This is a genomic window from Novosphingobium aerophilum, assembly GCF_014230305.1.
GTDB lineage: Bacteria > Pseudomonadota > Alphaproteobacteria > Sphingomonadales > Sphingomonadaceae > Novosphingobium > Novosphingobium aerophilum.
In genome coordinates this window covers 18898-30967 of sequence record NZ_JACLAU010000037.1, presented here as the reverse complement: position 1 = coordinate 30967, position 12070 = coordinate 18898, and the positions used below count along the sequence as shown (strand labels likewise).

Sequence of the window (12070 nt, the reverse complement as noted above, 5' to 3'; positions counted from 1 at the left end):
CCTGCGCAAGCTCGCCAAGATCAGCCTCGCAAGGCAGCCGGCGATGGCATGAGCTCCGGCATCCGCGCGCGCCCGCTTCAATCAAGACCCTCCGCTTCAACCAAGAAGCGACTTTTTCAACAGCATCGCCTGGGAGCGGACGTTGAGATCCTCCCCAGTTTTGCGCAGCACAACGGGGGAGGGGGACCGCGCTGCCGCAGGCAGCGGGGTGGAGGGGGACAGCCACCGGCCCCCTCCGTCAGCCGGCATTCGCCGTCTGACACCTCCCCCGTTGCATCCTGCGGATGAAACAGGGGAGGATCGAAGAACGTCCGCTCCCCACCCAAACCGGCCGTTCAGCACGCCCCTGGATTTGCCCGGGCCGCCAGGGAAAGCGGGGTGGTTCAGCCCCGGCGAAGCGGGTTCCGGGCGAGATCTGGCCGGGTCACGGGACCAGGACGGTGTCCCGCGACTCGGCGAGACTTTCGGGGTAGTCCAGCGTGTAGTGGAGGCCCCGGCTCTCATGACGGCGCAGGGCCGAGCGGACGATCAGGTCCGCGCTCTGCAGCAGGTTGCGCAGCTCGATCAGGTCGGTCGTCACGCGGAAATGGCCGTAGTAGTCGTCGATCTCGTCGAACAGCAGGCGGATGCGGTGCTGGGCGCGCTCGAGCCGGCGGGTGGTGCGCACGATGCCGACGTAATTCCACATGAAGCGGCGGATCTCGGTCCAGTTCTGCTTGATCACCACCTCCTCGTCGGAATTGGTGACCCGGCTTTCGTCCCAGCCGCGCACCGGCGGCGGGGCGTCGAACCGGTCCCAGTGCGCCAGGATATGGCGCGCCGCCGCCTCGCCGAAGACGAAGCATTCGAGCAGCGAGTTGGAAGCCAGGCGGTTGGCCCCGTGCAGCCCGCTTTCGGTGCATTCCCCGGCGGCATAGAGCCCGGGCAGGTCGGTCCGGCCGTCCAGATCGATCATCACCCCGCCGCAGGTGTAGTGCTGCGCGGGGACGACCGGGATCGGCTGGGCGGTCATGTCGATCCCGAGGCCCAGCAGCTTGTCGTGGATCGTCGGGAAATGCCCCCGCACGAAGTCCGGCGGCATGTGGCTGATGTCGAGGTGGACGAAGTCGAGCCCGAACTTCTTGATCTCGCTGTCGATCGCCCGGGCCACGATGTCGCGCGGGGCCAGTTCCAGCCGCTCATCGTAGAAGGCCATGAACCGCTTGCCGGTGCGCGGGTTGATCAACCGCCCGCCCTCGCCGCGCACCGCCTCGGTGATCAGGAAGTTCTTGACCTCGAGGTTGTAGAGGCAGGTCGGGTGGAACTGCATCATCTCCATGTTGCCGACCCGCGCCCCGGCGCGCCAGGCCATGGCGATGCCATCGCCGGTGGCGCCGCGCGGCGCGGTCGAGAACTGGTAAACCCGGCCCGCCCCGCCGGTCGCCAGCACGGTGGCGCGGGCGGTGTGCGCCTCGACCTTGCCGCTCGCCTCGTCCAGCGCATAGACCCCCCAGACCCGGCCCGAGCCCGAATAGCGCTCCTCGTGCCGGCCGGTGATCAGATCGATGCAGGCGCGGCCGGGCAGCAGGGTGATGTTGGGATGGGCCTCGGCCGCGCTGAGCAGGGCGGCCTGGACCGCCCAGCCGGTGGCATCGTCGACATGGACGATCCGGCGGTGCGAATGCCCGCCCTCGCGGGTGAGGTGCAGGTTCGGGCCGTCGGTGTTGAACGGCACCCCCAGTTCGAGCAGGCGGTCGATCGCATGCGGGGCGCGCTCGATCACGAACTCCACGGTCTCGCGCCGGTTCAGCCCGGCGCCGGCCACCATGGTGTCGCGGACGTGGTTTTCGAAGGTGTCGCCCGCGTCGAGCACCGCGGCGATCCCGCCCTGGGCCCAGGCGGTCGAGCCGCTGGTCAGCGTGCCCTTGGCGATCACCAGCACCCTGAGGCGTTCGGCCAGGGCCAGGGCCGCGGTCAGGCCCGCAGCACCCGATCCGATCACGATCACGTCATGCGTCACGCTACACCATCTCCCGTCGGCCCGCCGTTGTTGGCCCAGGCAAGACACCATCGACCGAGGCTATCCCGTTCGCCTCGAGCGAAGTCGAGTGGCCTCGCGCGGGTGCCTCGACTTCGCTCGACAGGAACGGGCTAGGGGATCGATTCAGGCCGAGCAAGCCGGAGCCTTGTCACCCGCCCGTAGGGACAGACAGGGCTCGCCTCAGGCCGCCTCGCGCTCGGCACTGGTCAGGGCGACGAAAACGTCCTCCAGGTCGGCCTCGCGGGTGGTGACGTCCTGGATCGAGAAGCCTTGCCCCTGGACCAGGGCCAGCACCTCGCCCGCGCTGGTCTGATCCTTGTCGTAGGTGATCTCCAGCGTGCGCTCGCCCAGGCTGCGGCACTTCAGGAAGGCCGGGTGGCTGGGCAGGACCTCGACATCGCGGTCCAGGGTGAGCACCACCAGCTTCTCGCGCGCGGTGGAGAGCAGTTCGGGGGTGGACTTGTTGGCGATCAGCTTGCCGTGGTTGATGATCGCGATCCGGTCGCACAGTTGTTCGGCCTCTTCGAGGTAGTGCGTGGTCAGCACCACGGTCACCCCTTCGGCGTTGAGTTCGCCGACCAGTTCCCACAACTGGCGGCGCAGCTCGACATCGACCCCGGCGGTCGGCTCATCGAGCACCAGGATCGGCGGGGTGTGGACCATGGCCTTGGCGATCAGCAGGCGGCGCTTCATCCCCCCGGACAGGGTGCGGGCATAGGCATTGGCCTTGTCCGACAGATGGACCGCGCGCAGCAGCTCCATCGTGCGCCGTGCAGCCTTGGGAATGCCATAGTAGCCGGCCTGGATTTCCAGCACCTCGGCCGGGGTGAAGAACGGATCGAACACCACCTCCTGCGGGACGATCCCGATCGCGCGCTTGGCGTTGCGCATGTCGCGATCAACGTCGAAGCCCCAGATCGACACCTCGCCCGAGGTCTTCATGACCAGCCCGGCGAGCGTGTTGATCAGGGTCGACTTGCCCGCGCCATTGGGGCCGAGCAGGCCGAAGATCTGCCCCCGCGGCACGTCGAAGCTGACCCCGTCGAGCGCGAGTTTGCCCGGCGCACCCTTGCTGCCGGCATAGCGCTTGACCAGGTTGCGGATCGAGATGGCGGCTTCGGGACTGTCGGACATGGCCTCGCTCTTGCGGCAGCGCAGGCTTTGCGTAAAGGGGCTTTGCGGACCCCCCGTACACGTAGAGTGCAGGCAGACCCATCATGAGCGACCAGCCCGAAACCGTCTATGTCACCACCCACCGCGTGAAGTGCGACGGCGCCAGCGACATCCGCGGCGGCGCGGCCCTGGGCCATCCGCGGGTCTGGCTCGAAATCGACGCCAAGGGCTATGCCGACTGCGGCTATTGCGACCGCCGCTTCGTGCTGAAGGACGATGCCCACGCGCATTGAGGCTTAGGCTTGCTGGTTTCGCGCAGAGGCGCGAAGGCGCAGAGGACTTGCGTCCGGTTCACGCGAAGCGAACTCTCGCGAAGGCGCGAGGCATCAGGAGATCGGGAGGCCCTGCCGCAAGCGCAACCTCTCTGCGCCTCTGCGCCTCTGCGCGAAACCAATCTTAGCCCGCCGCTGGTCTTGCGCAGCCGATGCCCTATATCGGGTTCATGACCTATTCCGATCCCCGCGCGCTGATCTACCGTTCCGGCCAGCTCAGCCCCGACGAAGCCCAGGACCTCGCCCGCCACACGCTGAGCGCCTGTGACGATGGCGAGCTCTACCTGCAGTTCGTCGCCAGCGAGAGCTTCGGCTTCGACGATGGCCGGCTGAAGACCGCCGACTATTCGCGCGATGCCGGGTTCGGCCTGCGCGGGGTCTCGGGTGAGATGACCGGCTTTGCCCATGCCAACGAGATTTCGGCCGCCGCGATCCGCCGTGCGGGCGAGACGCTGAAGCTGCTCGATCCCGCCACCGGGCCGCGCGCCGCGCCGCCCCTGCGCAGCAACCGCCACCTCTACACCGACGCCTCGCCGCTCGACGCGGTGGACTTCGCCGCCAAGGTCCGGCTGCTCGAGACGATCGACGCCGCCGCCCGCGCCCGCGATCCGCGCGTGGTCCAGGTGAGCGCCTCGCTGGCGGCGAGCTGGTCGGTGGTGGAAATCGTCCGCCCCGACGGCTTCGTCGCCACCGACGTGCGCCCGCTGGTGCGGCTCAACGTTGCGATCGTCGCCGAACAGAACGGGCGGCGCGAGACCGGCAGCTTCGGCATGGGCGGGCGGCGGCTCTACGACGACCTGCTGCAGCCCGACACCTGGAACCGCGCGATCGACGAGGCGCTGGGCCAGGCGCTGGTCAATCTCGAATCGGTTGACGCCCCCGCCGGCGAGATGACCGTGCTGCTCGGCCCCGGCTGGCCCGGCGTGCTGCTGCACGAGGCGGTGGGGCATGGCCTGGAAGGCGATTTCAACCGCAAGGGCACCTCGGCCTTCTCGGGCCGGATCGGCGAGCGCGTCGGTGCCCCGGGGGTGACCGTGGTGGATGACGGCTCGCTGGCGGGGCGCCGCGGCTCGCTCACCATCGATGACGAGGGCACCCCCACGCAGGAGACCGTGCTGATCGAGGACGGCATCCTGAAAGGCTATATCCACGACCGGCTCAACGCCCGGCTGATGGGGGTGGCCCCGACCGGCAACGGCCGGCGCGAGTCCTATGCCCATGCGCCGATGCCGCGCATGACCAACACCTTCATGAAGGGCGGCCACGACGATCCCGCCGAGCTGCTGTCCCGCGTCAAGAACGGCATCTTCGCCAAGAGCTTCGGCGGTGGGCAGGTCGATATCGTCTCGGGCAAGTTCGTCTTTTCCTGCACCGAGGCCTACAAGATCGAGAACGGCAGACTGGGGGCGCCGATCAAGGGCGCGACATTGATCGGCGATGGCCCTTCGGTGCTCACCCGGGTGATCGGGATCGGCAACGACATGGCGCTGGACGAAGGCGTCGGGGTCTGCGGCAAGGGCGGCCAGAGCGTCCCGGCCGGCGTGGGCCAGCCGACCCTGCTGGTCGAAGGCCTGACCGTGGGCGGCACCGCCTGAGGGGAGCGAATGGTCAGCGAAGGTTCAGCCAGCCCGCGATAAGCCCGCGGCATTCCGCAGGAGAAAGTCCATGACGAAGACCATCCTGTTCCTCGCCGCGGCCGCTCTGCTGGCCGCCCCCGCCCAGGCGGCGCCGCGCCTTACGCCCGAGCAACAGCTGGCCAAGGCGATCGAGGGGCGCGTCGCCGGCAAGCCGGTCAGCTGCATCGATCCGCGACTGAACGCCAATTCGCGGGTGATCGACCGGACGGCGATCATCTATGGTTCGGGGCGGACGATCTATGTCCAGCAGCCCGCCAATGCCAGCGCGCTGCGCAGTGACGACATCCTGCTGACCGAACTGGTCGGCACCACCCAGCTGTGCAACATCGACATGGTGCGCCTGATCGATCGCAACGGGTTCTGGTTCCGCGGCTTCGTCAACCTCAACCCGTTCGTGCCCTATACCCGCGCCGAGGCCACTCATCGCGAATGAGGCCGGCCCCGGGCCAGCCAGGACCGTGACGGTTCGGAAGGCCGGGGCGAAGGCTCCGGCCTTCCTGTCCCGACCCGGGCGACCGGCTCCGCGAGTGCCTCAGTCCGGCCGGACCGGTTCGAGCCGGGGGCTGAGCAGGTGGATCACCAGCAGGGCCACCAGATAGGCGCTCGCCGCGATGGCGAAGAGCAGCGCGTAGCTGTGCGTCGTGTCGAGCACGTAGCCGGTGAACTTGGCCATGAACATGCCACCGATCGCGCCCACGGTCCCGCCAAAGCCGATGACCGTGCCCACCGCCGACTGCGGGAACAGGTCGCTCGGCAGGGTGTACAGATTGCACGAGAACGCCTGGTGACCCGCGGTGGCCAGCCCGATCAGCAGCACCGCGCCCCACACGTTCGACACGTCCTGCGCGAACCAGATCGGCAGGATCAGCAGGGCGCAGAGCAGCATGGTCGCCTTGCGGGCATAGTTCACGCTCTTGCCCGCCGCGATCAGCCGCGAGCTCATCCACCCGCCGCCGATGCTGCCCGCATCCGAGATCAGATAGATCGTCGCCAGCGGCACCGCCGATGACATCAGATCAAGGCCATAGCGCTTGTTGAGATAGCCCGGCAGCCAGAACAGGAAGAACCACCAGACCGGATCGATCAGAAACTTGCCAAGGGCATAGGCCCAGGTCTCACGCCGGCCGACCACATCCCTGAGGCTGGCCCGCTGTGTGGTCTGGCCGCCATCCTGCTGGATCCAGGCCAGTTCCTCGGGGCTGACCTGCGGCTTTTGGGCCGGCGGGCGATAGATGGTCCACCATGCGATCAGCCATGCCACCCCGAAGATCCCGGTGAGGTAGAACGCGGTGCGCCAGTCGAAGCCCCAATGCTTCATGATCAGCGTCAGGAGCAGCGGCGTGAGGATCGCCCCGATGTTCGCCCCGGCATTGAACAGACCGGTGGCGTAGGCGCGTTCCTTTTGCGGGAACCATTCGGTCACCGCCTTGACCCCGGCCGGGAAGTTCCCCGCCTCGCCAATCCCCAGACCGGCCCGGGCCAGCGAGAACTGGATCGCCGATCCGGCGAAACCGTGGGCCATGTGGCCGATCGTCCAGATCACCACGGCAATGGCATAGCCCAGCCGCGCGCCCAGCGCGTCGACGATCTTGCCGAACACCAGGTAGGACACGGCGTAGGCCAGCTGGAAGAAGAACACGATGTTGCCATAGTCGCTCTCGCTCCAGCCCAGCTCCTCGGTCAGGGTGGGCTTGAGCACGGCGATCATCTGGCGATCGATGTAGTTGATCGTGCAGGCGGCGAACAGCAGCGCCACGATCACCCAGCGATAGCGGCCAGCGGGCTTGAGTACGGGCTTCGGCATGGCAGCGGAAGGTGCGGTCATCCAGGCTCTCTCCCCGGCGCCCGGCGATACCGCGGCGCCCTTCTTGTCCGGCGTCAGCCGCCGACGATGCGGCAGGCGACGGTCCCGTGATCGCCGAACTCGGCCACCACGTGCTGCCCGGGGACAACCGGGTGGACCCCGGTGATCGCTCCGGTCGAAATCCACAGACCCTGGTCGGCGCGGATGCCGCGGGCCTTGAGGTTGCCCAGCAGGAACCGCACCGCGCCATAGGGCCCGTCGAGCATGGTGGCCGCCGTATCGGCGCCGACCTCGGCCCCGTCGATGATCGTGCGCACCGGGATGGCACAGAGATCGATGCCGCGCCAGCCGTCCACCGCCCGGCCGATCACCGAACCCAGGTTGTTGCCGAAGTCCGACACCGTGACGCAGGGTCCGTCGGCATTGATCCCCGGATAAGGCGAGCTGGCGATCTCGATCCCCAGCCGCACCTCGTCGACGATCGCGATCGTGGCCGCATCGTCCCGCGGCACGGTGCCGTCCCACCCCGCCGCCACGTGCAGCAGCAGTTCGGCCTCGGCCGCGGCAAAGCCACCGGCGATCACCGGCATGGCGGCCACGTCGCCGTCGGCCGCGCGGACCACCAGATCGGCGAAGATCGGGCCCGCCAGTCGGTTCGCGCCCAGGGTCGCGTCATGGGGAGGATTGATCCGCCCGACCTTCCAGCCGGCCACGGCGCGGCCATCGATCGCCAGGGCCCGGTCCTGGATGGCATAGGCTTCGGCGAGGTCGCGGGGCCGCTCGCCCGGATAGGCGGACAAGGCGCGCCCGGCCCGTCGCGCCGCCACGAATGCCGCTGCCACTTCATCGGCCTGGTCAGTCAAACTCGATCCCATGCTCGTCCCGTCGTTCTTCGGTTCCGCCTAGAGGAAACCGGTGTCATTAGCAAGCCGGCGGCGCTGCGGCGAGGCCCGGCCAGGGCTGCGCTACAGCGTGACCCCCCGCTTCCAGATCGCGATCGCGCGCTGCCCGGCCCGCTCGGCCATGGTCCGCTGGCCGCTGGCGATCGCCAGCAGCTGGCGGAGGAAGGCCGCATCGGCCGCATCCGCCCCGGCGTCGAGAGCCAGGGCGGCGTCGAAATCGATCCAGTGCGGCTTGGCCTGGGCCAGCCCATGGTTGGAGGCCACCTTCACGGTGGGCACCGGAAACCCCAGCGGCGTGCCCCGCCCGGTGGTGAACAGCACCAGCGTGGCCCCTGCCGCGGCGAGAGCCGAGGACGAGACCGCATCGTTGCCCGGCGCCTCGAGCAGGGCCAGGCCCGGCACCTGCGCCTGTCCGCCATAGTCGACCACGCTGGTCAACCGCGCCTGGCCCGCCTTCTGCACCGCCCCCGCCGACTTCTCCTCCAGCGTGGTGATCCCCCCGGCGAGGTTGCCCGGCGACGGGTTTTCCGACACGGGCAGGCCCTGGTCGAGGTAATAGCGCTTGAAGCGGTTGACGAGCGCGGCGGCCGAATCGAACACGGTCCGATCCGCGGCGCGGTCGAGCAGGGCCTGTTCCGCTCCGAAGATCTCGGGGATCTCGGTCAGGATCGCCCGGCCGCCGACCGCGCAGACCCGATCGGCCAGTCGCCCGAGCAGCGGATTGGCGGTGAGCCCGGAAAGACCGTCCGACCCCCCGCACTTGAGCCCGATCACCAGATCGGCCAGCGACAGCGGCTCGCGACGCGCGGGCGCGATCGCCTCGACCAGCTCGTCGACCAGGGCGGCCCCGGCCGCCAGCTCGTCCCCGGCGCTCTGGCTCGACAGGACCCGCACCTTGCCTCGCGCCGCCTCCGGAATGGCGGCGAGCAGGGCGTCGATCTGGTTGGATTCGCAGCCGAGCCCCAGGAGCAGGACCCCGCCCGCATTGGGATTGGCCGCCAGCCCGGCGAGCAGCGCCCGCGTCCCGGCCAGATCGTCGCCCAGTTGCGAACAGCCGTGGGGATGGGAAAAGGCATGGATGCCGTCGATCCGATCGCCATGGCGCAACCGGGCAGCGCGCGCGATCTCCTCGGCGGTCAGGCCCACGCAGCCGACAGTGGGCAGGATCCACACTTCGTTGCGGGTGGCCGCCTGCCCGTCGGCCCGGCGATAGCCCTGCCATTGCGCATCCCCCACCGTGCGCATCGCGGACTGCCGCACGGACGGAGTGTAGTCCCGCTCGCCGGCCAGCGCCGTGGCCAGGTTGTGGCTGTGGACGTGTTCGCCCGGTTCGATGGGCCGCGTGGTCCGGCCGATCGGCAGGCCGTACTTGACCACCGGATCGCCCGTCCCGTGGGCCGCCAGGGCCAGCTTGTGCCCTGCGGCCACCGGTTCGCGCACGGTGAGGCCAAGAACCTGCTCGCCGGCCGCGATCGGCCGCAAGGCCACCGCGACCGAGTCGGCGGCATGAACGCGCAGAACGGCGGGAAGGTCTTGCGACATTGGCGCTCCACGCTATGGTAACCGGTGTCAATATTGCCTTGCCGCGGTTCGGAAGGCAAGTGGCGGAAGGCAAGGATCGGAGCATCGGACGCCGGGCGGACTGCCTCGGACTGCGACCGGCGATACTGGGGAAGGACGCGGAATGGGTCGCACAGGCGAGGCGAAACCGACGATCAACGATGTGGCCCGCCTGTCGGGCGTGTCGAAGAAGACCGTCAGCCGCGTGATCAACCGATCGCCGCTGCTGAACGATGCCACGCGCGAAAAGGTCGAGGCGGTGATCGCCCAGTTGGGCTACGTGCCCAACCCCCAGGCCCGCGCGCTCGCCCTGCGCCGCAACTTCGTGCTGGGGATGATCTATGACAATCCCAACGCGCAGATGGTCCTGAACTTCCAGGAGGGCGTGCTCGACGCGATCCGCGACAGCGAATATGCGCTGGTGATCCATCCGGTCGACCGCCACAGCCCGACCCTGTTCGACAACATCCGCCGCTTCATCGAACAGCAGCGCCTGTCCGGCGTGATGATCCTGCCGCCCCTGTCCGAAAACGATGCCTTTGCCGCCCTGTTCGACGAACTGGGCTGCAACTATGTGCGGATGGGTTCGGCCGAACTGGCCGACCCGGCCCATCTGGTCCAGTCGAACGACCGCGAAGGCGTGCGCGAGGCGGTGGAGTGCCTGATTGCCGAGGGGCACCGCCGGATCGGCCTGGTCGAAGGGCCGGAGGGTTTCCGCTCGGCCTACGAACGGCATCAGGGCTGGCGCGAGGCCCTGGAAGCGCAGGGACTGCCCTGCGACGCATCGCTGATCGCCCGCGGCAGCTACACCTTCGAGACCGGGAAGGAGGCCGGCGCGGCCCTGCTCGACCGCGACGACCCGCCCACCGCGATCTTCGCCAGCAACGACGTGATGGCCGCCGGCGTGGTGCACGTCGCGCGGGAGCGCGGGCTGGACGTGCCGCGTGACCTGTCGGTGATCGGCTTCGACGACACCGCGATCGCCGCGACGATCTGGCCGCCGCTGACCACCGTGCGCTGGCCGATCCGGACCATGGCGCGATCGGCGGCGCGCAAGCTGATCCACCCGGAGGCTGCCAACCGCGAGCAATCGCGCTTTCCCACCGAGTTCGTGCCCCGCGCGTCCACCTCCCGCCCGGCGCAGGGGTGAGGCAAGCCATGACAGCCCACCGGTTTTGCAGGTTGATCCGCAGCATGACACCGGTTACCTAGTGCGCCATAGCCGCGCGCCGCTCTGCCCGTCAGTCCGGCGTCGCCCCGCCAGACCACTCCAGTTCCAGCCAGGACACCACGACCATGAAGATCGCGCTCATCATCGAGAACAGCCAGGCGGCGAAGAACGCCATCGTGCACGAGGCGCTGACCTCGGTCGCGGAACCGCTGGGCCATCAGGTGTACAACTACGGGATGTACAGTCCCGATGACGCGGCCTCGCTCACCTATGTGATGAACGGGCTGCTCACCGGCATCCTGCTCAACTCCGGTGCGGCCGATTTCGTGGTGACTGGCTGCGGCACCGGCATGGGCTCGATGCTCGCGGCCAATGCCATGCCCGGCGTGTTCTGCGGGCTGGTGATCGATCCCACCGACGCCTTCCTGTTCAGCCAGATCAACGATGGCAATGCCATCTCGATGCCCTATTCCAAGGGCTTCGGCTGGGCGGCCGAGCTCAACCTGCAGGACTGCTACCGCAAGATCTTCGAGAACGAGGGCGGCGCCGGCTATCCGAAGGAACGCGCCGAGATCATGCGCAAGAACCGCGGCATCCTGTCGGGCCTCAAGCAGGCCTCGTGCCGCGACATGCTGACCGTGCTCCAGACGGTCGATCAGGATCTGCTGCGCGCGGCGATCGCGGGTGAGCGCTTCGCCGAGCTGTTCTACCCCAATGCGCAGGACCAGGCGATCGCCGACTACCTGCGCGCGCTGTGAGCGGGGCCACACGATGACCATCTCGTTCGACCTGACCGGCAAGGTGGCGCTCGTCACCGGGGCCAACACCGGGATCGGCCAGGCCATCGCCGTGGCCCTGGCCGAGGCCGGAGCCGACGTGGCGATCGCCGGGCGGAGCGAGCCAGCCGAGACGCTCGAGCGGCTCGCGGCGACCGGGCGGCGCACGCTCGACCTGCGCGTGGACCTGTCCTCCACCGCCCCGATCGAGGGTCTGGTGGCCGAGGTGCTGGCCGCGTTCGGGCGCATCGACGTGGTGGTCAACAACGCCGGGATCATCCGCCGGGCCGACCTGCTCGACTTCTCCGAGGCGGACTGGGACGCGGTGCTCGACACCAATCTCAAGGTGCTGTTCTTCCTCAGCCAGGCGGTGGCGCGCGGCATGGTCGCGCGCGGCTCGGGCAAGATCATCAACGTGGCCTCGCTGCTGAGCTTCCAGGGCGGGATCCGCGTGCCGAGCTATGCCGCGGCCAAGTCCGGCGTGGCGGGCGTGACCCGAGCCATGGCCAACGAGCTGGCGGGCAAGGGCGTGCAGGTTAACGCGATCGCCCCGGGCTATATCGCCACCAACAACACCGCCGCCTTGCAGGCCGACGAGACGCGCAGCCGCCAGATCCTCGAGCGGATTCCGGCTGGACGCTGGGGCAAGCCCGAGGATATCGCCGGAACTGCGGTGTTCCTGGCTTCCCCTGCGGCCAACTACGTGACCGGCCAGGTCCTTGCGGTCGACGGTGGGTGGATGGCGCGGTAGTCTG

At 68.8% G+C, this 12070-nt stretch carries 11 protein-coding genes; 6 read left to right on the top strand and 5 right to left on the bottom strand.

Annotated elements, in window-relative coordinates:
• Positions 1–424: 424 nt before the first annotated feature.
• Positions 425–2050, bottom strand: coding sequence for an L-aspartate oxidase (gene nadB / locus H7F49_RS15950; RefSeq protein WP_185684568.1), 1626 nt, complete (start codon positions 2048–2050; stop codon positions 425–427).
• Between the two features lie 150 nt (positions 2051–2200).
• Positions 2201–3154 carry an ABC transporter ATP-binding protein gene (locus tag H7F49_RS15945; RefSeq protein WP_185684567.1) on the bottom strand — a complete coding sequence of 318 codons (954 nt, stop codon included), beginning with the start codon at positions 3152–3154 and terminating at the stop codon, positions 2201–2203.
• Positions 3155–3237: 83 nt separating this feature from the next.
• Between H7F49_RS15945 and H7F49_RS15940 the strand changes: the two genes are divergently transcribed.
• The 3 genes from H7F49_RS15940 to H7F49_RS15930 all read left to right on the top strand — a co-directional run bounded on the left by H7F49_RS15940 (position 3238) and on the right by H7F49_RS15930 (position 5535).
• The gene (locus tag H7F49_RS15940) at positions 3238–3426 is read left to right on the top strand and encodes a zinc-finger domain-containing protein (RefSeq protein WP_185684566.1); all 189 of its coding nucleotides are present in this window, start codon (positions 3238–3240) and stop codon (positions 3424–3426) included.
• 209 nt (positions 3427–3635) lie between these two features.
• Entirely contained in the window at positions 3636–5060 is a 1425-nt protein-coding gene (gene tldD / locus H7F49_RS15935) for a metalloprotease TldD (protein WP_185684574.1), read from the top strand.
• 70 nt (positions 5061–5130) lie between these two features.
• Positions 5131–5535, top strand: coding sequence for a hypothetical protein (locus H7F49_RS15930; RefSeq protein ID WP_185684565.1), 405 nt, complete (start codon positions 5131–5133; stop codon positions 5533–5535).
• A gap of 99 nt (positions 5536–5634) precedes the next feature.
• Here the strand turns inward: H7F49_RS15930 and H7F49_RS15925 are convergent, their stop codons facing one another.
• The 3 genes from H7F49_RS15925 to H7F49_RS15915 form a co-directional block, all read right to left on the bottom strand.
• Entirely contained in the window at positions 5635–6927 is a 1293-nt protein-coding gene (locus tag H7F49_RS15925; RefSeq protein WP_235982248.1) for an MFS transporter, read from the bottom strand.
• Between the two features lie 53 nt (positions 6928–6980).
• Positions 6981–7781: a 2-keto-4-pentenoate hydratase gene (locus H7F49_RS15920; RefSeq protein ID WP_185684564.1), complete on the bottom strand. Its 801-nt coding sequence runs from the start codon at positions 7779–7781 to the stop codon at positions 6981–6983.
• Between the two features lie 90 nt (positions 7782–7871).
• Positions 7872–9350: a UxaA family hydrolase gene (locus tag H7F49_RS15915; protein WP_185684563.1), complete on the bottom strand. Its 1479-nt coding sequence runs from the start codon at positions 9348–9350 to the stop codon at positions 7872–7874.
• A 142-nt stretch (positions 9351–9492) separates the two neighbouring features.
• On the opposite strand from H7F49_RS15915, the gene H7F49_RS15910 reads away from it, so the two are divergent.
• From H7F49_RS15910 to kduD, 3 genes are all read left to right on the top strand, one after another.
• Entirely contained in the window at positions 9493–10518 is a 1026-nt protein-coding gene (locus H7F49_RS15910; protein WP_185684562.1) for a LacI family DNA-binding transcriptional regulator, read from the top strand.
• A gap of 146 nt (positions 10519–10664) precedes the next feature.
• A complete protein-coding gene (locus tag H7F49_RS15905) occupies positions 10665–11297 on the top strand; it encodes an RpiB/LacA/LacB family sugar-phosphate isomerase (RefSeq protein ID WP_185684561.1) in 633 nt (210 codons plus the stop codon).
• 13 nt (positions 11298–11310) lie between these two features.
• Positions 11311–12066, top strand: a complete 756-nt coding sequence (gene kduD / locus H7F49_RS15900) for a 2-dehydro-3-deoxy-D-gluconate 5-dehydrogenase KduD (protein WP_185684560.1) — start codon at positions 11311–11313, stop codon at positions 12064–12066.
• Positions 12067–12070: the final 4 nt, after the last annotated feature.